Source organism: Butyricimonas sp. DFI.6.44 (assembly GCF_022132345.1).
In the GTDB taxonomy this organism is placed as follows: Bacteria; Bacteroidota; Bacteroidia; order Bacteroidales; family Marinifilaceae; genus Butyricimonas; species Butyricimonas muris.
In genome coordinates this window covers 13,621-36,419 of sequence record NZ_JAKNJD010000001.1, presented here as the reverse complement: position 1 = coordinate 36,419, position 22,799 = coordinate 13,621, and the positions used below count along the sequence as shown (strand labels likewise).

Below are 22,799 nucleotides of genomic sequence, written 5' to 3'. Positions count from 1 at the left end.
AACAATTTATTTAATCACACAAAAAAGAACAGTATGAAAAAGATTGTAATTTTAGCGTTCTTCAGCCTTATCGGTTTAACTACCATGGCTCAATCCCTCCCTATCAGTCTGGGTATCCACGGCGGTTGGAACGACACGAAAATCAAGGCAAAACACTTGAAAGTAGATTCTCACGGCGGATACATGATCGGTGCCTTTGCCAGAATCAATTTCGGAAGTATTTATCTGGAACCGGCTTTAAACTTCGCTCACAAGGAAAGTAAAGTTACCGCCGGAAATATCGGGAAATTCAAATACAGCTCTATTGACATTCCGGTTTTGGTCGGTTACCATATACTAGAACTCCCGATCTTCAAACTTCGCGGATTCGTTGGTCCGGTAGCCTCTTTCACAACAAAAAAACTTAAAAAAGATATGTTTGACACCGACAAGATGATGTGGAACGGTAAAGTCGGCGCCGGTGTAGATGTATGGAAAGTTACTTTCGATATTGACTACGAGTTCGGTTTAAAGAAATTCGGTGACGGCATCAAAGCCCCGAAATCATGGAACTTGACTCTTGGATTCAAGATTATTTAATAAACTGTATATAAAATGAAGGAGTGTTTTTACACTCCTTCATTTTATATACAACACCTCCTTATCCCGGTATCTACCCATATCCGACAATATCACTTTCTCTCCCGAAGTCAGTCCCTGCACGACCTCCACGTGTTCAAAACCACTCTCTCCCAACACTACTTTTCGCTTCTCGGCACGGTCGCCGTTCACTACCCACATATCGTAATCGCCTTTACCCATGTAATAAGCTCCCGTCGGGATCCGTAACACGTCGTCTTTCATGGCGTGGGTAACATGTACATCTACTTTCAGCCCGGAACGCAAACGGGTGTTGTTATGCTCCGTCAGGAACACGACAAACTTGATAATCCCGTTATTCACCGATCTGGCTATCTTGTAATCCAATTCCAACGGCCAGATTTCCGATCGAGAGGCACTTTGCTTGTTCTCGAACTTACGCTTCAGTTGCTAATACTATAGTTATTCTGTTTGCGTATCAACGAAGTAATCTCCACGGTAGACTCGTAAACCAATTATAGTCCCCCTGCCCTTCTTTTCTCCGGGCAAGGGAAATATTTTACTTTTTCGCGTTTTCGTCAATAGACTTCAAGAAAAGGCGTTGCAACAATTCTTTATCAATAGAATCCTCGTTATTTTTGCCTAATTCCTTGTAAAGAGCATCCAAATATTCAGCTCCTTTCAGTTCCAGAACAATATAATTCGTGTATTGTCCGGTTTGCTCATCCTGTGTCCAACGGTCGAATACAATAGTAGCCCCCACCAAAGTCTTTTTCACCGTTACTTTCGTCTTATCCTGAAGCAAAGATTTGGACGCGGACGACAACCCCTCGGACAGCACCGTGGTGTATTCTTCAACGGTAGCCTCCACGGTTTTAGACAACATGGCGGCCAATTCAGCGGAAGCCATCATCTGTGCTTTCTTCCGGGCAGAAGCCTCGCTGTCGGACTTCCCGGAACCCCATCCGCGAAGCACACCGTTGCCGCTGACATATTCGGAACCGGGCATGATAAAAGTGGATACGGGAGATGTTTCCTGTACTTTCTTCGATGAGCCGCAACCGACTAACGAGAAAAACAGAACTAAAAATATTACCCACAAGGCATAATGTTTCATAATCTTACATTTTAATTGATTTTTAATTTTTTAATCCGGTCCGGTAATTCACGGTTGACACGTTTCATAACTTCCCGCACACACATTGAAATAGTTTCTTCCGCAGACTTACTGATAGGTACCAGAACTTTCACGCGATTCACCGAATAGTTTAGTAACATCTGCTGATTCTTGTTATTATAAATCTTGAGAACGAGTGTACAATAACACGCGTTCAAATCATAAATACCACCGGTAACCGTTTCCCCCATCTCCATTTTTGTTGACAAATCGACAAAACATTGTGGAGCATCCGGGTCTTCCGACAGCGTGAAATAATTGTTGGTCAATAAACTGCTGATATGGCGTTCACATCCTTCCAAGTCATTATCGTTGACATACAAGTAAGCCGTGATCGGGGCACTTTTCAACAGAATAGAAACCTTGGCAGCCGGCCACGTTTGATTTTGTAACAGCCGGCGATACGCCGCAGGAAGAGCGTCCGTGAACGACTCGTCAATAGAAACGCGTAACTCCTGCACATCTTCTTTAGACGTGATATTCGTCACGTAAAATTCAGCCGTCCCCGTGTGATCCGTCTGTATGGCAGGCGACACGGCACCGCTACCGGACACGAACGACGCTTTCAACTTCACATTGGGAACAACAACGCCATTCTTTGAAAGACACCCGGCAATAGGCTCAGCAACCGCCTTGAAAGCCTCCCCTTCCACTTGAACGACATTCGTGGTAATAGCCATACCGCTGAATACATTCATGTAGGCATTGTAAAGTTCAACGGGAACATTTACAGACCTTCCCCCCTCGTCCGTCGTCAAATCCATAAACACCCACGGTTCCGCGGCTTCAAGTCCTTTACCGTAAAGCTGGACGGCTTGCGTGAGATTCATGGCTTCTTCCGCGGCACGTCCCTTTTGCAGGTAATCCATACCCGTTTTTATCGCCTGCTGCCTGCGTTCCTCCGCCTTCCGGGCATACACGTTTTTATCCAGAACATAATACACGTAGTATTTTTGTCCGGATTGGTAGGTATCCTTCAACTCCTGCCCTTCTATCCAAGCCACCAGCGAACCGTGAATCTTGTCCTCGAACATCTCGCGCGACTTCCCGTCTACATCCACCCGATGTAAAAAAGAATTATTTTCAAGTTTTATCGCTATCTGTGAAACAATGTCCAACAGAGCATTTTGAGTGGCCTTTTTCATGTAGTCGGTTTCTGTCAGCGATGCCATGCCTATGCCGATATACATATCCGGCGAAGTCGGACGCTTGTTTACCCATTCGGGTTCCTGCGCTCCGGCTTGAAAAACACCGTACACGGAAAGCAACAAGCTTAAAATAATCTTTCGCATAATCCTTTTCTTTTAACTGTTATTACTCTCTACAAATCCAGCATCAGCAAAATCGTGCCGCCCTCGATACGATAAGAGGCGGAAACACCCTGTTCTTTGAGTTGCCGTCCCAGTTGACCGGCGAATTTGTCCGCGGTCATTTTGTAACCGTTCTCGTCTTGCATAGGAATCATGACATAATCAAATATAGCCGACTCTCCCATAATACCCTGCATATGATAATCCCCTTCAAAAGCGTTACGATCCAACCAATTCTGGATAAAATCCAAAATCCGCTCTCCATTAGAGCAGGAAGCATCGTTCAAGGAACTTATAGAACTTCCGCTAATGGATATTTGCAAAACGACACGTGCCGGCTGAGAATAATTCTTAACAATCTGTTCCAAGAACTTCGGAAGATTGTCCTTAACGGCATGAGAACACAAAACATCCGTGGCTCTGGTACGGAAACGATTCGTCCACCCGTCTTCCGATGCCCAGATAGTTCCGCTTGCCGTTTCGTAAGCCTTCATTATCAATGATACGCGGGCATCCTGTTCCGTGACATCCTTTTTCATATCCACGGTGACATACACATCCGCACCCGACGACAGCAAAAGCTGCTTATCATTGGAATCCGCCGCACCGGCATTGTCCTCGTATTGCATACGCCGTTTCATCGCGTCGATAGTCCCCTGCAAATCCCTCGTTTTAATATCACAATCTTCAAACCCTTTCTGCACGGCAGCCACGGCGACACGAAGATCATAGTCATTCTCCAGTATGCTTTGAAAACTTTCGCCTTCCTTCTTGTAAGGAACAACAATGATTGTGGGTTTAGGCAGGCGGGGTTTAGGAGTTTCCGCCACCATCTGGTCATAACCCGTGTTCTTCCTCACGTCGTTTATCAATTGGCGAAGGCGCAACGTGACACGCGTCGTCCCTTGGTAACGTCCGCCAATCTTCGCGGCCTTGACAGCCTCTTCGGTACGCGCCACATAAGAAGCGTAGCGCGCCTGATTATTAAAAAACGAATTGGTATAGGCCTCGTTAGGCTTGCTAACCAAAGGTTTCCCGTCATTAACACCTTCTACACCTTGAAAAAACAAGGTATAGATAAGTGATTTTATAGCGTCTGTTTCAATCCCTTTTTTATTCTCAGCCGCCCCCGCGGAAGAAAAAACAGCTTGTGTCCCGTTATCCGATTCCAAAGAAACAATCTGAAGATAATCCTGAGCCTTTACTGAAATTACACCCCCGAATAATAGTACACAAAATAGGCTAATTATTTTTTTCATAGCTGACTATTAAAATGATAATAAAGGCGCCACCGTAGATTTAATCTTTAGAGCTTGTTTCTTCTGTGCCGCTTCATCCAGTGCTTGAAAACTTTCCATCGCGGCAAACACTCGCTTGTCCCCTTGCACCACCTTACACTGCGACATGGTTCCGTCTACCACTTCTTCCACTCTTAACCGCCCCACTTCGCTGTAAGTCGTGCGACCGGCTCTTACGCTGGGCGACAAAACGGAAAAATAATCTCCCTTCTTAACCCCGTGTTCAGCCCCCAAATCAATGTAACACTTTACCATTTTGTCCTTCTTCACCTCATAGTCCAAAGGGATAACTGTACCTTCCAACGGAAATTCCTTGATCAGGAAATCCTGAATATCACTGGAAATCATATTAACGGCACCGGCAATTGCCTTTTCTTTCGAATCCGACATATCCAAAAGTTTACCCACGGTACCGCCTATCCCCGAAGGGGAATGATCGAACGCTTTGGTTGCAACAGTCGTTGACGTGGTAACTTCCGTCAACGTGACAGAATAATTCAAAACACAGGTGTACATCGTCTTGCCGTCTTTTTGTTCGGATTTCACGGAACACCCCAATACATTCCCGCTCAAGATATAATCATGGGCGGCGGCAGACATGGTTTGTGTACGGGCTTTTTCATCTCCCATCGCTTTCTCGTCGGAACGGCGTTCCTCTTCCTTTTTAAGAGAGCTTTCAACATCCCGGTCTACCAACTCGAAACGCTTTGTCTTGCTGAGGGCATCAATCACCGCCTGACGAACTTTATCGCCGTCCGCTTTCGATACTCCATTCGCTTCCGTGAAATACTCCACGTACAAACGCGGTTTCTTAACTTCCTGAGCTTGAACTGCAATTGCTACAACACAGAACAAGGCAACACTCAAAACAATTTTTAACATAGCGCCAATTTTAGTCATTAGTAAATTCTATTAATATGTTTTTTTATTTTCATTTCAATTTCGCTTTCGCGTCTTCATTTCCCATATCGGCAGCTTTCTTAAAATTCTGCCGTGCCATCATTGCGTTGGCAGCCACTTTACCGCAGCCGCTTTCATAAATCCTACCCAGCATATAATAAGACGTCGCACTGCCGGATTTCTTGAAAAGGCGAATGGCTTCAATCCCCTCCTTCTTATCATAAGCCGCCATTCCCGCATCATAATCAGCATCTTTCTTCGCCACCACGGGTTGTTCAGCCTTTACCGCCGTTTTTTCCGTTTTCGCCGGAGTTGTGACCTGTGGTGCGGCTTTCTGTTCCGCAGCCGGAGCCGCTTGTTTAGAAACCGTCTGTTTTTGTTCCGTCGGGGGAACAGAAGCCGTTTCTTTGGAAGAATTATCTTTCTTGCCAAAAACGAAAAAAACGCCAATCACGACAAACACGATAACAACCGCAGGAAGCCACTTGTTTTTCCCTTTGCTTGTCGAACGAGGCTGAAGAGGTTTGTCCCCGGTTAAAGCTCCCACGCCTTTTCCGGCTATTTCCGCTTGCTGAACGGATTGTCCCGTGAATGTTGCAGCACCCCCAACCAAGGGTTGTACAGCCTTATCCACCGGTTTGTACAATTCATTCATCTCCTCCTCGATAGCCTCTTTCGAGTCCTCCACGTCCAACTCTCTCGCCTTCTGATTCATCATCTGCCGTCCGGCAATACCAATATTCCCGTTCGTCGTCAAGAGCAATTGCTGAAAAGCGACACTGTATTCGTTCACGGACTTTTTCTCGCACTCCACGCAACGATTCTTGTTCTTCACCTTACAGTCAAAACATATCTGTTTGCCGCATTTCGGACAACGAGCGTGTTTCTCCCCGAAAGGATTCCCGCATACCTCACAATATTCAATCTCCCCCTTTCCCATCACTATCGTCGTGTTATTATGGACGGTAGCGGAATTATCCACATGGGAGGTATTGACATTAGTATGTGTAGTTGAAGTTTTATTGATGCCCCCGGTAACGTTTGCCCGCGCCCCCGCGCCGATGATAGATCCCTCCGTGTCCGAAGGCTTAACCTCGTTCAAAACCGCCTCCGCCGCGGCACGGTCTTTATCCGGATCACACGGTACCTCTGCCCCGCAATCCTGACAAAAACGTTCATCCGTTTCCATTACCTGACCACATTCCGGACAATATCTCTTTTTGCTCATAATCTCGTATTTTTAATTCATTTTTTTTCTTTAAACTCGTACAGCACATAGGACTAAACAGACTCGTCGGCAACGGGAGGTTCTACCGGTTGCGAAAAAACTTCCGTTCCGTCATCCAATAGAATAGATGTTACACAAAAACTCCCTGTCGCTTCCTCCGCATTTCCGGAAATCCCGACCCGCATCCCGTCATAAGGGATAAAAAAAGGATCCCCGGCAGGTAAAATGCCAACCCGATAGAGTTTATACGTCCTGCCGTCATCTCCTTTCAGAACCGCTCTCACGCCTTCCGACTTCGACCCGACATGCTGCAAACGACACTCTATGATTCCATGAATTATTATCATATCCTTAACTCTTTGAAATGAGAAATTCTTTTGCTATACCTCGGCTCCGCAATCCTCGCAAAACTTGATTCCGGCTTCCAACTGCTTCCCGCATTCCGGGCACACGACAAAAGCAACCGTTTTCGCTCCCGCTTGCCGTGCTACCTGTTCCGACTCCGCGTTCTGCCGCGGGTGAGCGGGCGCGTTACCGCGGGTGCTATAATCCAACGCACGGTCGTAAGCCGTATCCATCCGTCCCTCCTGCCGCAGAATACGCTCATCGCGTTCACGCAACTGACGGTCTTTTTCCTCCATCTTTTCCCGTGTCCGGCTATCCCGATCCTCCGCTTTCTGGGCTTGAATACCCCCGGTCATAGCCATCATGTCGCGCATCATCCCGAACATCTGACTCTGATTATCCCGGTACTCGGCATCACGGGACGCGCGTTCCGCTTCCAGACGCGCATCCAACTCGCGCCGTTGGGCTTCCAGACGTTCGCTCGCTTCCCGCTCGGCATCCGCGCTATACCTGTTCTCGGCATACGCCACGGCAGCATCGCCACCGCTTAACGCCCACACCTTCTCGTCAGAAAGTTCCTTAGAGTTCTCCCACTTCAGACGTTCCAACTCCTCGGCACTCTTCAAACGCGTTTGTTCCAGTTCCGCCTCATGCCGGCGCTGATTTTCTTTTCCTTCTTCCTCCCCCTTTTGCATCGCCATGAACTGTTGGAATTGGGTATCGTCATCCTCCCGTTCCATATCGTGCATACGCTTGACATCCTGATAGTCCATATCACGGCTACGCTGTTCCAAATCCAAATTAGTTTCGGCAAGCGTACGCTGTTTTTCAACTTCTTTATAGAAACGGCTGTCGTCATAATCGTCACGTAAACCGGTCAACTCGAGTTCCTTCTTGATAATCACTGCCGCCTTGTCAGCTTCACCTTCCAGACGAACACGCTCGAACTCGATACCGTCACGAAGTTGCATCATCTGGAATGCCATCCCCCGCTGGTAGCTGTTCGTTTGCAACTGATCCTGAAGCGCATACACTTCATCTTCACGGATCAAGCCCGTCTTGGCCAATTCCGCTAAAGCCGCGTTACGCTCGTCATCATTCTGCGCCTCACGCACGATACGCTCGTTTTTCAGGAAATATTTGAATTTTTCCACTTCATCCTCGTGCAACAACCGGTCATGATTGATCACTTCCAATTGCTTGTCCAAATCCAAATCGGACGAGGCTTCATGCAACCGTTGTGCGTTCACGGTATCGGACAATCTATTCTTGAATTCATTGGAACGACGCAGGTAATCCAACTCTTTCTCTGAAAGATACAATTCACGACTCAACGCCCTGAAACGCTCCAAATCCTCGTTCGCCGCCGAAATCTCCACGATACGCACGACCGACACACCGAAGAACGCCTCGGCGGCAACCGCGTTAATCTTGTCTTTTAACATCGAGTGAAGTTCCTTCGGGATACGATTGGAAGAGAGTTCCACGTCATACAACGCATCTTGGAGTACCGTACGGACGGTATCGGTTATCTCGTCCACGATAAACGCCGTGTTCAGCACCTGCCGCTCCGTCAAATAGTGAATGATAAACCGTTCCGGGTCTGAAATCTTGAAATAGGCATTCACGCCCAATTCCATATCGAGATACCGGGTCTGAATATTCATCGGGGTAAAATCCTTGTACCCGTCAATCTGCTGCTGTTTGGAACCGATGAGAAGCGGAAATGCTTTGTCCAACAAAATGATAATTGAAAAAGCCGCTCCCCGCTTCGCGTTTTCTTGAATCACATTCTGCTGCTGCCGGTAAAGTTCCTCCCCGGTCTTATCTCCCTCCTCCCGCTTGCGGCTTTTAAATAAATTGACAATAAATTCCCATCCTTTCCGCAAATTTCTTCCCGCATTATTAATCGCTTGTTCCGATGAACCCGTAAAATCATAAGTACCGCCGCTGATAGAAGCGATAGTGCGCCCGTTAGCCCGGATATATGCTGTTGTTCCTTCCGGTATGATAATGCCTTGAATCTTATTATAAGAGTCAAATTCCGCCTCACTGATCACCCGGGCAACTTGCCCCGGTTGTATATTCCAATAAATACGCCCCTTCACCGTATTCAAGTCGGACGCTTCCGGTTGCGGTGAAGCCGGTGCTTTTTCCGCCGGAACCATTCGATGGCCGCATTTGGTACAAAACTTGGTCCCCGGTTTCAAGGGAGCACTACATTGAGGACATTCCATCGAGGCCTCTATTTTCTGTCCGCAAGAAGTGCAAAACTTTGCACCCGCACGAAGGACTGTATTACATTTAGGACAATTCATAATATTTCGTTTTACAATCTTATTTTAAATATTTCATTTTGCCGTGTAAACACGCTTGATTTCCCCGCCGACAGTGGTCGTTATGACATAACGGGCAGGTATTTTTCCCTCTTGAGCCTCCATGTCATAATTAAACTGTAATTCTTCCCGCCCGTCTTTATATCGCACCTTGAAAATCCCGTCAACCTCACGCGGTACCACGCCATAATTCGCGTTCAGGTATTGATTTATCATCGTGTGAATTTGGAGAATATTACCATCAACGGCACTGCGCACCTGTTCCAGAATGGAACCGCTCCTATTCCCCGATTTAATTCTCTCGACAGTACACCCGATTTTAGCGTCTTCGGGAACCAGAGCCTTCTTCCCAAGCCTTTCGCCCTCTGACTTTCCCCCCTTGTAAAAATTCATCGAGAGAGTCGGGTCCCCGAAAAGATTAAATTCCACGATCGTCAAAGCCGAGTATAAACTGCCCTGATCGGTTCCCTGCAACAAAGCACTACGCGCGATAAACAATGCCTGCGCCACGGTATATCCTTGCAAAACGGCATTCATGAAGCAACTGGCGATGATATCCGCCTCGCACAAAGCAACCGTGGAAGGAGTTGCGTTCAAAGAATCCACGGAACCCCAAGCCACCCGCGACGAACCCACGAAAGCCAACGTGTTCGCGGAGAGCGAGGCCAATAACATACTGTGATACCTATCCAACCCGATAAAACGTCCCCCGTAACAAGCCTCGCTGATAACGATATTAGGAGCCAGACAAGTCATCATGTGTTCCGGCTCGATGACCGGATAAGCTCCCTCCCCGCTTTTATGAAGCATGGCTCCGAAATAACCGCGTGACTCCAATCCTTCCCCTCCATGAAGGTTATAATAATACAAAGAAGCTCCCGCGTGGAAAACTTGGCTGACATTCTCCTCCATAACCATGGGAGAAAGAATAAGCCGGTTATAATAACAATCAGCCGGCAAACGACCGTCGAAATTACGCAAATAATTACCGCTCAAAAGATCACCCGCCACGCGGACGGACACATTCTTCCAGTTAGGATCGCATTGCCCGTAAGCCGCGATCATCGGAATACCGTGAGAATTTTCTATATCCCGCTTCAGGTAATCGAGTAAATCTTCACATGACGCATCCTCCCCGAAAGGCAACCGTCCCACGAAAAAAAGCTGTTCGTACTTGAATATCTCCTGACTTTCAAGTAAAGCAAGCATCTCCTTGCCGTAGGGATAAGCGTAAAGTATATCCGTATCGATACTGTCATCATTACTATCATCCGGGATATAATGACGGACGCACGGCATGGGAATAATATCGCTTCCTCCTATAATAAACAGGTATTGTGATTCTTCCTTTCCCGCCGCTTCTTCCCGTTGATGAACATCCATCAGTATGTCCATATAATCCCACAACGAACTGTCGGCATTTAAACTGACCGTTCTGGCCTTCCCGAAAAAACCGCTCTTCCCGTAAGAATAATTACCGGCATCGACAAGTTTGTATGAAACGCCACACTTCCTTTTCTCCACGATAAATTTGTCAAACACGGCTGTTAAACTTTGCTCGTCAACATCCAGTTTTTCTGCCAGCAAATTCAGATTCGTGAAGAGCAATCCATGAATACCCGCTTCTTTAGACGAGGACGAACCCATGGAATCCTTGTTCATCGTGTGAACGTCCCTCTCCAATTTTGTTCCGCATTCCGAACAAAAAAGCACGTTCCCGTCTTCTATTTTATTTCCGCATTCAGGGCAATACATCGTTATTTCATTTTTTATTTGAGATACTTTTTCTGTCGTTTCGTCACCCCCGAAACATAATTCCGGGCTTCACTCGTGCTCAGACGAGTCGTGAGATGACTGTATAATTGTTCATAATTGCATTCGTTTATCAACGGGATGGCTTTATTCAGGTTCGTTGCTCCCGTGAAAGCCCTGCTCACGTTTCCCGCCCCGGTATTATACCCGGCAATCACGCACAACTTGCGGCAATCGGAATTGGCAACCGACGCGAACTGGTTCGACAAAACACGCAAATAGGCGGTACCCAATTCTATATTATTACGCGGGTTGAAAAGATAACTCCGCGTGGGAATCCACTCGCGCTTGTACACATAGCGAAACGCGTCAAAACCTCCCGACGTCGGGACAAGCTGCATCAACCCGTAAGCCGGAACCCAACTCGTTGCCTCGGGATTGAAACAGGATTCCTGCTCCATCACGGCATAAATAAGTGACGCCTCAATCTGGTAGACGCGCGAAAATTCCGCTACAAGGTCTTTATAAAGAGCCGCGTTTTTCGAGAGATTATCGGCAACAAGGCTCATTTGCACCTGCACCACTTGACGTGCTTCCTTGTTCGTTCCCGTTACCTTGACCGTTTTTTTACTTTGCGCCGCGATAGCTTTCGCGATAGATGCCGTTTCCCCTTTGCCCGACCATTCCTGCTTTTTTTGTTCGGCACGCTCACGAGCCTCTTCCTGTTTACTAGCGAGAGGATTACCATTTCTTTTATCGTCTTTCTCCAGAGTACGCTGTGCCATCGTTTTCCCCGTGTCGACAGTTCGTGCCAGCGAATCCTGCTTCCGATCAACCGTCAGATTTTTCCCCTTCACGGTCGGCACCGGGGGGACAGGACGGGCGGATGTCGGTTTCCTGTCCGTTGAGGCTGACGACGTATCGAATTTATACTTGGAGAAATCGACAAGCCCGTCAAGGATAGGTTTTTGCGTTAAGGCTTCCGATGCGTCAACAGAAGATTGGTAAGGACAGGTTGAACCCCTGCTGTTCAACATCCGTTCTATGGCTTCCGCCAAACGTGCGTTTATCTCGGTAGAATCCGTAACGCCGATATCGTCAAGCGCTATCTCCACGAAAATCTCCCCTTTGTCAAAATCGACAATGGAACGGCTATGATAATCATCACTGTATTCCACCCATTCCGTCCGGGTGTTGTCAATAACACTATCTTCCCCCCATACCTTTTTGATAGAACGGACATAACGAAAATAATCCGCTTTTGCTTGTGCCTCGTATTTCGCGTACTCTTCACGAGCCTGTTTACTATACGCCTCAAAATCAGACGTGATTTGCTTGGCATCTTTCTCGAACTGCACACGAAGCGAATCGGTAAGCGTCTTCGTCGATGTTACCGTCTGTGCATAACCATAAACCACTAAAATCATGATCAAAAAAACAAACACACATTTCTTCATACTCGCAACACATTGACAGTGTAAATATCCATATTAACTATCCGCAAAAACTCACACGAATCGCTCCTGTTCTCCCTTTCACACGCGACACTTCTCTAATTTTACAATAATATCAATAAATTTTTATTCACTGATACACAAAAGTAATTAATTTTTGATTAACACAAAATATAAATACATGAAAATTTGTCGTTATAAATCTTATATTTAAAATTATCACATTTATCGTAATAATATCAGTTTGTGTTTCATTTCTCGCAATTCGCAAAATGTTAAATTGCGATAAACGAAACACTGCATTTTCATCCCTTCACTCACACCCGGCATCCCCCGGACTATACTTAGGCTATGGTTTCCCGCTACCAAGTTCGAAGCATGAACGTAGCATCTTCGAAGCATGAACGTAAACCAGCGTTCATGCTCTGTTAATGATATGAAATTGCAATCTTTTTGATAGAGACCAAGGGTTGAACAGGGGTTATTCACGTGTAATGAAGAGTTATAGCAGTAAATTAGAATCCCCGATCGCAAAAAAGATGAAAAATATTTGCATTCTTCATTTATTCTTTTTTTCTTTGTCCCGATCAATTCAATCTGCGAGGATTGTTTGAATTATAAAGAGGAGTCGAGAGAACAGGCTCATTGAAGCTCCGACAACCTGCAAAAGATTTGCAAGGTGCCAAAACCTGACCTGAGAACCAGGAGTTATAATTTAAGCTGAAGAAAAATGAAAAAAGAAACAACAAACCAGAACAGCAGTTATTGCACCGCCAATTGTAGAAATCTTTTCATCCTCTCTATTGCCATGTCCATGTGTATGCGCTGCATGCGCTAATATCTTTTTTACCCCGGAACTTATTCATTTTAGATTTTTTGATTTTAGATTTATGATTGATCGTTGTGTCATGACTTTTATGACACAAACAACATCTACAATCTAATAATCAGATAGTTGCAAGGCAATTATCTTGAAAAAATCATTATTCAAACATTTATTTATCAAGAAATTGGACAATATCATGGCAAAAACATACGCGGAAATAAACGACAAGATAAAAAAGGGAACGGCAGTGGTTCTGACCGCCGAAGAAGTTTCCGAATTGGCAAAAACACTCTCGCCGAAAGAGATCGCCGAAAAAGTAGATGTGGTAACAACCGCCACTTTCGGGGCAATGTGTTCATCGGGCGCATTCTTGAATTTCGGTCATGCCAATCCCCCGATTCGCATGGAAAAAATCGAATTGAATGGGATACGTGTCAGTGGCGGACTCGCCGCCGTGGACACCTACGTGGGTGCCACGGACTGCAACCCGGAGAACCCGGCATACGGGGGAGCGCACGTTATCGAAGATCTCGTGGCAGGAAAAGAAATCGCCTTGGAGGCTTGGGGAAAAGGAACAGACTGCTATCCCTGCAAACATATTAAAACCCGTATCACGAAAGACTCGATCAACGAAGCAATCCTGTACAACCCGAGAAACGCGTACCAGAACTACAACGTGGCAACAAACTCCACGGACAAAATCAAATACACTTACATGGGAACCCTACTTCCAAAATTGCGCAACGCCTCGTACAGCACGGCAGGTGAACTCTCTCCCCTGTTGAATGATCCGGAATGTCGCACGATAGGATTGGGAACCCGCATTTTCCTCTGCGGCACGGAAGGGTACGTCACATGGAACGGGACACAATTCCACTCCACCAAAGAAGTCAACGAATACGGCATCCCGACCAGTAACGCCCGCACGATAGCGGTAATCGGCGATTTGAAGAACATGAGTACCGACTTCCTGCGAGGCGTGTACTACGAGAAATACGGGGTAAGCCTGTTTGTCGGGATCGGTATCCCCATCCCTATTCTGGATGAAGACCTCGCGCGCAGGGTATCCATTCGTAACGAACAGATTGAAACAACCGTCGTGGATTACGGGGACGGAAACAAGATTCTAGGAAAAACAAACTATGCCGCCCTCCAATCGGGTGAAATAGAAGTAAACGGACACAAGATCAGAACCACCCCCGTGGCCAGTCTGGCAAAAGCCCGACAAATCGCCGATATACTGAAATCATGGATTCAAAAAGGTGATTTCCTGCTCTCGGAACCCGTTCGACCGATGCCGACAGGAACTGCACTGAAACAATTGAAAATTGAAAGTTGAAAATTGAAAATGAACTCCTCCGTCTGCTTCGCAGCCACCTCTCTATAAACAGAGGAGGAGCTGGTGACACTAGCCAAAGACGGTGAGTAATTCAGCTCTCCCTCTGTTTATAGAGGAAAACTGGCGAGTAAGAGAGAACAGACTGAGAGCTTGCTCGTTGTCTGTCGAACGAGAGCCAGTTCGAGACCGGTTTCCAGGCTCAATACCCCGAAGGAGGGAGGGAGTTCAATCTAAAATCTAAAATTTAAAATCTAAAATTATTCCGGTTATGAATAAAAAAGTAATATTGACCTTCCCGGTCGACGCAACAGACAGACCTTTGACATACGAATTGATTCGTATTTATGATATAAAAATAAATATACTGAAAGGAGAAATACAACCCGGAAGAACCGGCTCTTTACTCATTGAAATGGATGCCGACGAATTGCGTATAGAACAAGCTATCGCGTTTCTGAACGACAACGGAGTCACCGTGAGTCCCGTTTCCAGCAAAATCTCGTATGACGAAACCCGTTGCATCAATTGCGGCAACTGCGCATCCGCCTGTTTCTCCCACGCCTTGACTATTGAGGCTCCGGACTGGAAACTGCAATTCAACCCGGAAAAGTGTATCGCCTGCAAGCTATGTCTGAAAGCCTGCCCGCTGAAACTTTTCAAGATTGAATTCAGCGATTCGCTGAATTAGTTTATAAAGTTTATAAAGTTCATAAGGTTTATAAAGTTAGCAGACCTTATGAAAGCAAAAATAATAACACTGGACACTTTATAAACTTTACAAACCTTATAAACTTTACGAACTCAAATGGAATACAAAGATCGTACATACAGGGAACATTTACAGGAAGAGCGCTGGCATTCTTTCACGGTCGCTTTCAAGGAAACCGATTTGTGGATAGGGATTGACAAAGTCTCGTTTCACCCGGAGATTCCCGTCTTCACGGAAACCCGTGTACGGGCGTTACGGGAGAAAATGGACGCTTACATAGCCCAAGATCCGGACTACTTGAAAGCATTGGTACCACACGAGGCACAACCGACAGCACCGGTTATCTTCCGTGAGATGGCGGAAGTGGCTGTCCGTTCGGGCATCGGTCCCATGAGTGCCGTTGCCGGAGCTGTCGCCCGCGAAATAGGCATAGAAGTCAAAGAAAAGTTCGGGGTACAAGAGATTATCGTGGAAAACGGCGGAGATATATACGCCGACATCCGGACAGACATGGATATCGCCGTGTTCGCCGGGCAATCTCCCCTGTCCGAGAAAGTCGGTTTCACGATCAACGCCGGATATGCCCCGCTGGGAATATGCACCTCATCGGGCACCGTAGGTCCATCGCTCAGTTTCGGGAAAGCGGACGCGGTAATGATTATCTGCAAAGACTGTGCTTTGGCCGATACATACGCCACTGCCTTTGCCAACCGGATACAGACCGTGGAGGACATTGCCCCCTGCATGGAAGAGATAGGAAAAAAAGACGAAATCCTAGGAGCTATTTGTATCAAAGACGATAAAATCGGTATTCACGGGATATTTGATTTGAAGATTTGGAAATGAAGAAATTTAGAAATGAAAACATACAAAGACATACAACCAAACAACACCGACACGGGAGTTCCTGTAACCTGTAACTTGCCAAAGGCAAATGCAACCTGCAACCTGCAACTCGCCGCAGGCGACAACAAACGCATCCTCATCCTCGACGGAGCCACGGGGACAGCCTTACAAAAATTCGGATTAACAGAAGCCGATTTCCGGGGAGAAGAATTCGCGGGGCACCCTATCCCTTTGAAAGGCAACAACGACGTGTTGAATATCACCCGTCCCGACGTGATTCGCCGAGTGCATCAAAGTTATATTGAAGCGGGTGCCGATATTATAGAAACAAACACGTTCAACGCCAATGCCGTATCCCAAGCCGAATACGGGTGCACGGAATGGATTACCCGAATAAACCGGGAAGGGGCACGAATCGCCAAAGAAGCGGCTACCGCCTGCCGAGAACGCGAAATACTCGTGGCAGGAAGTATCGGTCCCACGGACAAATCTCTCACGCTTGCCCCCGATCCGGAACAGCCCGCCTACCGTATCGTGGACTTCGACACATTAGTCGCGGCTTACACGACCCAAGTTACCGCACTAATCGAGGGAGGCGTAGATCTCTTGCTCGTGGAAACCATTTATGACGGCCTGAATGCCAAGGCAGCCTTGTATGCTATCGCCAAAGTACAGGAGGAACGCGGGACACAACTCCCCGTGATGCTCTCGGCAACGATCAACGACAAAAGCGGTCGTACGCTGACAGGGCAATCACTGGATGCACTGTTCACCAGTTTGTCCCACTACCCCATCGTGAGTTTCGGGTTAAACTGCTCGTTCGGGGCAAAAGAATTACACCAATTCATCCGGGAACTGGCGCCACATATACCTTGCGCGATCAGCATCTACCCGAATGCCGGGCTTCCCAACGAAATGGGTGAATACGACGAATCTCCCGAATTCACGGCACAATGCCTGCAAAATATGGCAAAAGAAGGGTTAATCAACATCGCGGGCGGATGTTGCGGAACGACACCCGAACACATTCGGGCTATCGCCGAAGTGTTGAAAAACATCCCTCCCCGTGAAATCCCGGTTTCGGAACACTGGTTGAAAGTGAGCGGACTGGAAACTGTAATTGTTGATAAAGAGCAAAGCAATTTTATCAATATCGGGGAACGCACCAACGTAGCAGGTTCCGCCAAATTCGCCCGTCTGATACGGGAAAAGAATTACACGGAAGCCGCTATCATCGCCCGCAAACAAATCGAGGCGGGAGCGTCCATCATAGACATCAACATGGACGATGCCATGCTGGACGGCACGGCGGAAATGGAACGCTTCATTCGTATAATCAGCAACGAACCGGATATAGCCAAGGCACCCTTGATGATCGATTCGTCGAAATGGGAAACCATTCTTGCAGGATTGAAAAATTCGCAAGGGAAATGTATCGTGAACTCCATCAGCTTGAAAGAAGGGGAAGAAGAATTTCTGCACAAGGCGAAAGAGATACAACGCCTCGGGGCTGCAGTCGTGGTTATGGCTTTTGACGAGGAAGGACAAGCAACCACTTTCCAACGGAAAATAGACATCTGCCAACGCGCTTACCGATTACTGACTACCCGCGCCGGATTTACCCCCGAAAATATTGTCTTTGACGTGAATATCCTCGCTATCGGCACGGGTATCGACGAACATAACAATTATGCAGTGGACTTCATCGAAGCCGTGCGCTGGATAAAACAGAACCTGAAAGGCTGCCGCACATCGGGCGGAGTATCCAACCTCTCTTTCTCGTTCCGCGGTAACAATACCGTGCGGGAAGCCATGCATTCCGTTTTCCTGTACCACGCGATACGGGCGGGACTGGATATGGCTATCGTCAATCCCGCCATGTTGCAAGTGTATGACGAAATCAACCCGGAACTTCTGAAAGCAGTGGAAGATGTTGTCTTAAACCGCACTCCAGAGGCCACGGAAACATTAATCGCCCTAGCCGAGAAATATAAAGAAGTAAAGGGCGAAAACAAAAACGTACAAAACGAGGAATGGCGCACCCGCCCGCTGGAAGAGCGCTTGGGACACGCACTCGTGAAAGGCATCACGGACTATCTTCCCGCGGACATAGAAGAGGCCCTCGCCCGGTATTCCAATCCGGTAGAAATTATCGAAGGACCGCTCATGAAAGGCATGGAGCGCGTAGGCGAATTTTTCGGGGACGGCAAAATGTTCCTCCCGCAAGTGGTGAAATCGGCAAAAGTGATGAAAGAAGCGGTGAATATCCTGCAACCCGAAATAGAACGCCATAACGCGGCGGCACAAAACGTGAAACGATTGCCCAGAGTAATTCTTGCCACGGTAAAAGGCGACGTGCATGACATCGGCAAAAACATTGTAAACATTGTATTAACGTGTAATAATCTGGAAGTGATCGACCTTGGTGTCATGGTAGACAACCAAAGGATTATCGAGGCTATTAAAGAACACGAGGCGGATATTGTCGGGGTTAGCGGATTGATCACTCCCTCGCTGGGTGAAATGGAAAATCTATGCGAACTGTTACAGAAAGAACAACTGCAAGTACCGCTAATCGTGGGAGGTGCAACCACCTCATCCGTGCACACGGCTGTGAAACTGGCACCCAAATATGATCATTGTGTTGTACCCGGGGGGGATGCTTCACGTACCGTGGGAATCATAAAACGTTTGCTGAACGACCGGGAAAATTATACCCGTGAACTCAAACGGGAGCAGGAAGAAATCCGGACGCATTATTACCACCGTCAACAAAAACACATATCGCTTGAAGAAGCCCGCCGAAGAGCGCCACGCTTTAATTGGGATAACGTTCAACCGACAACATTCGGGGAACACAATTTACTGGTAAAACACCTTAATATCGAAGACCTCGTGGAAAGAATTGACTGGACCCCGTTCTTCCATTTCTGGGGATTCAAAGGAAAATACCCGGAGATCGTTTACACGAATGACGAGGCTGACCGCACTTATCAGGCAGCACTGGATATGTTGGGGAAAGTCATTGCCGGCAACGAATTTGACGCTTCCATCATCGTGCGCTTTTTCGATGCCTGTTCGGAAAACGACGAAATCGTGCTGGACGGCAAATTCCGCTTCCCGATGCCCCGGCAACAGGCAGACCTGCAAGAATGTATCTCTTTGGCAGACTTCGTGATCCCCAAAGAGAAAGGGACGGGAAGTGTCGGTTTGTTCTGCCTGAAAGTATCCGACAAGCACAAGTGTAACGACTGTCGTGATTTCGAGCACCTTCTACGGGAAAGCCTGTGCGCCCGACTGACGGAAGCCTGCGCGGAATGGATGCAGGAGCAGATAAACGAGGGTACGCATGTCATCCGTCCCGCTTTCGGTTACCCCTCCTGCCCGGATCACGCGTTAAAAAAGATCGCTTTCGAAGCATTGGATGCACCCGCCCAAATCGGGGTACAACTGACAGAAGGATATTCAATCTATCCCTCAACCAGCCTCTGCGGAATGCTGATCTCACACCCGGAAGCAAAATATTTCAGCGTGTAAACGCTGAAATAAGATAAAAGCTAAAGAGGGGGTAGTTGAAGCGTTGGTTCAAGCGCAGGTAATCTAAAATCTAAAATTTAAAATCTAAAATCATGAAGGTTATTGACATCTTAAACAAATCAGATAAAGCGGTATTCTCTTTCGAGCTGGTGCCACCGCTGAAAGGGGGAGATATTAACAAGATATACGAGGCAATTGAGCCGCTTATCGCTCTCGCTCCCCCGTTTATCAATATCACGTTCCACCGGGATGAATTGGAATACAGGGAATTACCAGACGGAATAATTAAAAAAGTTACCGTCACGAAGCGTCCGGGTACGGTAGCTCTGGCAGCCGCCATCATGAGAAGATACAACGTGGATATGGTTCCGCATATCGTGTGCGGTGGGGCTACCCGCCACAAAATCGAAAACGAATTGATTGATCTGAACTTTCTCGACATCGAGAACATAATGGCTCTCCGGGGAGATCCCATACCGGGCCAGCGTTTTTTCTCACCCGAAGAAGACGGACACAAATACAGTTGCGAGTTAGTCGAACAGATATACCGCATGAATCACGGGCAATATCTTGATGATACTTTGACGGACTCCGTTCCCACGAATTTCTGTATCGGCGTGGCTGGTTACTCGGAAAAACATTACGAGGCGCCGAACCAAGCCTGTGATATCGAAAACCTGAAACGAAAAGTAGATGCCGGGGCAAATTATATCGTGACTCAAATGTTTTTCGACAACTCTAAATTCTTCCGGTTCGTGGAAAAATGCCGGGCGCAAGGAATCACGGTTCCGATTGTTCCGGGATTAAAACCGATCTCCACGCTCAAACATTTGGAGATGCTGCCCCGTACATTCAGCATTGATATTCCCCAAGAGTTGGTGAAAGAAATCCGCTCCTGTAAAAACAACAAGGAAATCAACCAAGTCGGTATCGAGTGGTGTGCGGCACAAAGCAAAGATCTAATTGCGCATGGCGTTCCCGCTGTCCACTATTATACCATGGGAAAATCGGAAAACATACAAGAGATAGTGAAACAAGTATTTTGAAAAAATCAAAAAGATGAACCAAGAACCGAAACCACGCTTTTTCGCACTGATACCACTGATTGTCTTTCTACTAATCTACTTGGTAGCTTCAATTATCATCGGAGACTTCTACAAGATGCCCATCACGGTAGCGTTTCTCGCGTCATCCGTGGTTGCCGTGGCAATATCTTCGGGAGGCAAGTTACACAAACGAGTAGATTTATTTTGTAGAGGAGCGGCAAACAGCAACATCATGCTTATGGTGTTGATTTTCATTCTTGCCGGAGCTTTCGCCCAGACCGCCAAAGCGGTTGGAGCCGTCGATGCCACGGTAAATCTTGCTTTAGCCGTTCTCCCGGATAACTTGCTGCTCGCGGGAATGTTCATTGCAGCCTGCTTTATCTCGCTATCGATGGGAACCTCTGTCGGCACGATTGTCGCCCTCACTCCCGTCGCCGCGGGTATTGCCGCGCAAACAGACATAGCATTGCCCTACATGGTGGCAATCGTGGTTGGCGGCGCCATGTTCGGGGATAACCTTTCTTTTATCTCTGACACGACCATCGTGGCAACCCGCACACAAGGATGCAACATGAAAGACAAATTCAAGGTAAACAGTCTGATCGTCATTCCCGTAGCCGCACTCGTCACTCTTGTCTACCTGTTTCAAGGAACGGAAATAACCACGCATCCCGTGATCCATGAAATCGAATGGTTGAAAATAATCCCCTACATTCTGGTTCTCGCGACCGCTTTATCCGGAATGAACGTCATGTTGGTATTGTTACTTGGCATTTTATGCTCGGGCATAGTCGGCATCCTTGCCGGAAGTATCCGATTCTGGGATTGGATCGCGGCCATGGGAACAGGGATATCCGGCATGGGTGAACTCATCATCATCACGCTGCTTGCCGGGGGGATGCTGGAAATGATCCGCTATAACGGGGGAATCGCCTACATCATACAGAAACTGACCACCCGCGTGAACTCGAAAAAAGGAGCAGAATTGAGTATTGCCGCGCTCGTGAGCTTCGCTAACCTCTGCACGGCAAACAACACGATAGCGCTTATCATGGCAGGTCCCATTGCCAAGGATATTGCTGCCCGTTTTGGCGTAGATCCCCGAAAATCGGCCAGTTTATTGGACACGTTCTCCTGTTTTGTACAGGGAATCATTCCCTACGGGGCACAACTACTCATGGCTGCCGGATTAGCAGCTGTTACCCCACTCGCTATCATGCAATATCTTTATTACCCGTACCTCATGGGAATAGCCGCCCTTTTAGCCATATTTTTCCGGTACCCGAGAAAATACTCCTAACAATTGTAAATCTAAAATTAGTATGTAATTTCGCACCATGACAATAGCAGAAGCACTCATCACCATATTGCTCGGCATGGCAGCCGGGTTTATCAATACAGTGGGCGGAGGTGGTTCCATGTTGGTGGTGCCCTTCCTGATCTTTATCGGTCTTCCGGCAAATGTAGCCAACGCAACAAACCGGATTGCCATTCTGTTACAAAACGTGGTTTCCGTCGGAAGTTTCAAACAAAAGAAAATACTTGATTTCAAAACCGATTACAAACTTCTGCTCCCCGTTGCCCTCGGAAGTATCGTGGGGGCTTTGATAGCGGTAGATATTAACGAGGACGTCTTCAAAAAAGTCATTGCCGGACTGTTGATTATCATGTTCTTCATGCTGCTTCTCAATCCCGACGCTTGGGTAAAAGCCAATGCGGATAAAGCAAAAATGAAACAACCGTGGCTGCGAAACCTGATCTTCTTTTTTATCGGTATTTACGGCGGCTTCATCCAAATCGGTATCGGTTTCTTTCTACTTGCCGGACTGGTGCTGGGGTGCGGTTACGACCTGTTGAAAGCTAATGCCATAAAACTGTTTATCGTTCTCTTTTACACGATTATCGCTCTAGCAATCTTCATATACAACGATCTGGTCAACTTCAAAGTAGGTCTTATCCTCGCCTGCGGCAATATGCTCGGCGCATGGCTCGGCGTACGCTTCAGCGTGAAATGGGGAGCGAAATACATTCGCTATTTCCTGCTCGTGATACTGGTAGTCGTGGCTATCCGTCTGTACTTTAGCTAAACATCAAGGCAACTTTCAATATGACCTTTG

General features: G+C 47.2%; 18 protein-coding genes and 1 riboswitch. Of the genes, 8 read left to right on the top strand and 10 right to left on the bottom strand.

What is annotated here, in order from left to right; translation table 11 throughout:
- Positions 1-33: 33 nt before the first annotated feature.
- Positions 34-579: a porin family protein gene (locus L0M98_RS00155; RefSeq protein WP_227214565.1), complete on the top strand. Its 546-nt coding sequence runs from the start codon at positions 34-36 to the stop codon at positions 577-579.
- Between the two features lie 39 nt (positions 580-618).
- Here L0M98_RS00155 and L0M98_RS00150 read toward each other — a convergent pair whose 3' ends face one another.
- The 10 genes from L0M98_RS00150 to L0M98_RS00105 all read right to left on the bottom strand — a co-directional run bounded on the left by L0M98_RS00150 (position 619) and on the right by L0M98_RS00105 (position 12,382).
- Positions 619-966, bottom strand: a complete 348-nt coding sequence (locus tag L0M98_RS00150) for an efflux RND transporter periplasmic adaptor subunit (RefSeq protein WP_227214564.1) — start codon at positions 964-966, stop codon at positions 619-621.
- Positions 967-1,138: 172 nt separating this feature from the next.
- Positions 1,139-1,696 (bottom strand): hypothetical protein, encoded by a 558-nt coding sequence (locus tag L0M98_RS00145; RefSeq protein WP_227214563.1) that lies wholly within the window; start codon positions 1,694-1,696, stop codon positions 1,139-1,141.
- An 11-nt stretch (positions 1,697-1,707) separates the two neighbouring features.
- Complete coding sequence (locus L0M98_RS00140) at positions 1,708-3,048, bottom strand: LPP20 family lipoprotein (RefSeq protein ID WP_227214562.1); 1,341 nt, start codon at positions 3,046-3,048, stop codon at positions 1,708-1,710.
- Between the two features lie 29 nt (positions 3,049-3,077).
- Positions 3,078-4,325, bottom strand: a complete 1,248-nt coding sequence (locus L0M98_RS00135; protein ID WP_186975208.1) for a DUF6175 family protein — start codon at positions 4,323-4,325, stop codon at positions 3,078-3,080.
- Positions 4,326-4,334: 9 nt separating this feature from the next.
- Positions 4,335-5,246 carry a hypothetical protein gene (locus L0M98_RS00130; RefSeq protein WP_176555053.1) on the bottom strand — a complete coding sequence of 304 codons (912 nt, stop codon included), beginning with the start codon at positions 5,244-5,246 and terminating at the stop codon, positions 4,335-4,337.
- 49 nt (positions 5,247-5,295) lie between these two features.
- Positions 5,296-6,492 carry a hypothetical protein gene (locus L0M98_RS00125; protein ID WP_227214561.1) on the bottom strand — a complete coding sequence of 399 codons (1,197 nt, stop codon included), beginning with the start codon at positions 6,490-6,492 and terminating at the stop codon, positions 5,296-5,298.
- A gap of 53 nt (positions 6,493-6,545) precedes the next feature.
- Positions 6,546-6,839, bottom strand: coding sequence for a hypothetical protein (locus L0M98_RS00120; protein WP_227214560.1), 294 nt, complete (start codon positions 6,837-6,839; stop codon positions 6,546-6,548).
- Between the two features lie 33 nt (positions 6,840-6,872).
- Positions 6,873-9,155 carry a zinc-ribbon domain-containing protein gene (locus L0M98_RS00115; RefSeq protein ID WP_227214559.1) on the bottom strand — a complete coding sequence of 761 codons (2,283 nt, stop codon included), beginning with the start codon at positions 9,153-9,155 and terminating at the stop codon, positions 6,873-6,875.
- 33 nt (positions 9,156-9,188) lie between these two features.
- The gene (locus tag L0M98_RS00110; protein WP_227214558.1) at positions 9,189-10,928 is read right to left on the bottom strand and encodes a C25 family cysteine peptidase; all 1,740 of its coding nucleotides are present in this window, start codon (positions 10,926-10,928) and stop codon (positions 9,189-9,191) included.
- Between the two features lie 14 nt (positions 10,929-10,942).
- Positions 10,943-12,382, bottom strand: a complete 1,440-nt coding sequence (locus L0M98_RS00105; RefSeq protein WP_186975202.1) for a murein transglycosylase domain-containing protein — start codon at positions 12,380-12,382, stop codon at positions 10,943-10,945.
- Between the two features lie 609 nt (positions 12,383-12,991).
- A riboswitch (SAM riboswitch) is annotated at positions 12,992-13,096 on the top strand.
- 305 nt (positions 13,097-13,401) lie between these two features.
- Here L0M98_RS00105 and L0M98_RS00100 point away from each other — a divergent pair.
- The 7 genes from L0M98_RS00100 to L0M98_RS00070 all read left to right on the top strand — a co-directional run bounded on the left by L0M98_RS00100 (position 13,402) and on the right by L0M98_RS00070 (position 22,769).
- A complete protein-coding gene (locus tag L0M98_RS00100) occupies positions 13,402-14,544 on the top strand; it encodes a homocysteine biosynthesis protein (RefSeq protein ID WP_099294503.1) in 1,143 nt (380 codons plus the stop codon).
- Between the two features lie 268 nt (positions 14,545-14,812).
- Positions 14,813-15,232 carry an NIL domain-containing protein gene (locus L0M98_RS00095; RefSeq protein ID WP_099292186.1) on the top strand — a complete coding sequence of 140 codons (420 nt, stop codon included), beginning with the start codon at positions 14,813-14,815 and terminating at the stop codon, positions 15,230-15,232.
- A 117-nt stretch (positions 15,233-15,349) separates the two neighbouring features.
- On the top strand, positions 15,350-16,099 hold the full coding sequence (locus L0M98_RS00090; protein WP_099292185.1) for a UPF0280 family protein: 750 nt from the start codon (positions 15,350-15,352) through the stop codon (positions 16,097-16,099).
- A 12-nt stretch (positions 16,100-16,111) separates the two neighbouring features.
- On the top strand, positions 16,112-19,636 hold the full coding sequence (gene metH, locus L0M98_RS00085; RefSeq protein ID WP_227214557.1) for a methionine synthase: 3,525 nt from the start codon (positions 16,112-16,114) through the stop codon (positions 19,634-19,636).
- A 92-nt stretch (positions 19,637-19,728) separates the two neighbouring features.
- Entirely contained in the window at positions 19,729-20,682 is a 954-nt protein-coding gene (metF, locus tag L0M98_RS00080) for a methylenetetrahydrofolate reductase [NAD(P)H] (RefSeq protein WP_227214556.1), read from the top strand.
- Positions 20,683-20,695: 13 nt separating this feature from the next.
- Positions 20,696-21,982: a Na+/H+ antiporter NhaC family protein gene (locus L0M98_RS00075; protein ID WP_227214555.1), complete on the top strand. Its 1,287-nt coding sequence runs from the start codon at positions 20,696-20,698 to the stop codon at positions 21,980-21,982.
- A gap of 37 nt (positions 21,983-22,019) precedes the next feature.
- Complete coding sequence (locus L0M98_RS00070; protein WP_227214554.1) at positions 22,020-22,769, top strand: sulfite exporter TauE/SafE family protein; 750 nt, start codon at positions 22,020-22,022, stop codon at positions 22,767-22,769.
- Positions 22,770-22,799: the final 30 nt, after the last annotated feature.

What these genes read in the sequence shown, in the direction of transcription:
- L0M98_RS00155 (WP_227214565.1), top strand. Translation starts at nt 34, where the DNA reads ATGAAAAAGATTGTAATTTTAGCGTTCTTCAGCCTTATCGGTTTAACT.
- L0M98_RS00145 (WP_227214563.1), bottom strand. Translation starts at nt 1,696, where the DNA reads ATGAAACATTATGCCTTGTGGGTAATATTTTTAGTTCTGTTTTTCTCG.
- L0M98_RS00140 (WP_227214562.1), bottom strand. Translation starts at nt 3,048, where the DNA reads ATGCGAAAGATTATTTTAAGCTTGTTGCTTTCCGTGTACGGTGTTTTT.
- L0M98_RS00135 (WP_186975208.1), bottom strand. Translation starts at nt 4,325, where the DNA reads ATGAAAAAAATAATTAGCCTATTTTGTGTACTATTATTCGGGGGTGTA.
- L0M98_RS00130 (WP_176555053.1), bottom strand. Translation starts at nt 5,246, where the DNA reads ATGTTAAAAATTGTTTTGAGTGTTGCCTTGTTCTGTGTTGTAGCAATT.
- L0M98_RS00125 (WP_227214561.1), bottom strand. Translation starts at nt 6,492, where the DNA reads ATGAGCAAAAAGAGATATTGTCCGGAATGTGGTCAGGTAATGGAAACG.
- L0M98_RS00120 (WP_227214560.1), bottom strand. Translation starts at nt 6,839, where the DNA reads ATGATAATAATTCATGGAATCATAGAGTGTCGTTTGCAGCATGTCGGG.
- L0M98_RS00115 (WP_227214559.1), bottom strand. Translation starts at nt 9,155, where the DNA reads ATGAATTGTCCTAAATGTAATACAGTCCTTCGTGCGGGTGCAAAGTTT.
- L0M98_RS00110 (WP_227214558.1), bottom strand. Translation starts at nt 10,928, where the DNA reads ATGTATTGCCCTGAATGCGGAAATAAAATAGAAGACGGGAACGTGCTT.
- L0M98_RS00105 (WP_186975202.1), bottom strand. Translation starts at nt 12,382, where the DNA reads ATGAAGAAATGTGTGTTTGTTTTTTTGATCATGATTTTAGTGGTTTAT.
- L0M98_RS00100 (WP_099294503.1), top strand. Translation starts at nt 13,402, where the DNA reads ATGGCAAAAACATACGCGGAAATAAACGACAAGATAAAAAAGGGAACG.
- L0M98_RS00095 (WP_099292186.1), top strand. Translation starts at nt 14,813, where the DNA reads ATGAATAAAAAAGTAATATTGACCTTCCCGGTCGACGCAACAGACAGA.
- L0M98_RS00090 (WP_099292185.1), top strand. Translation starts at nt 15,350, where the DNA reads ATGGAATACAAAGATCGTACATACAGGGAACATTTACAGGAAGAGCGC.
- metH (WP_227214557.1), top strand. Translation starts at nt 16,112, where the DNA reads ATGAAAACATACAAAGACATACAACCAAACAACACCGACACGGGAGTT.
- metF (WP_227214556.1), top strand. Translation starts at nt 19,729, where the DNA reads ATGAAGGTTATTGACATCTTAAACAAATCAGATAAAGCGGTATTCTCT.
- L0M98_RS00075 (WP_227214555.1), top strand. Translation starts at nt 20,696, where the DNA reads ATGAACCAAGAACCGAAACCACGCTTTTTCGCACTGATACCACTGATT.
- L0M98_RS00070 (WP_227214554.1), top strand. Translation starts at nt 22,020, where the DNA reads ATGACAATAGCAGAAGCACTCATCACCATATTGCTCGGCATGGCAGCC.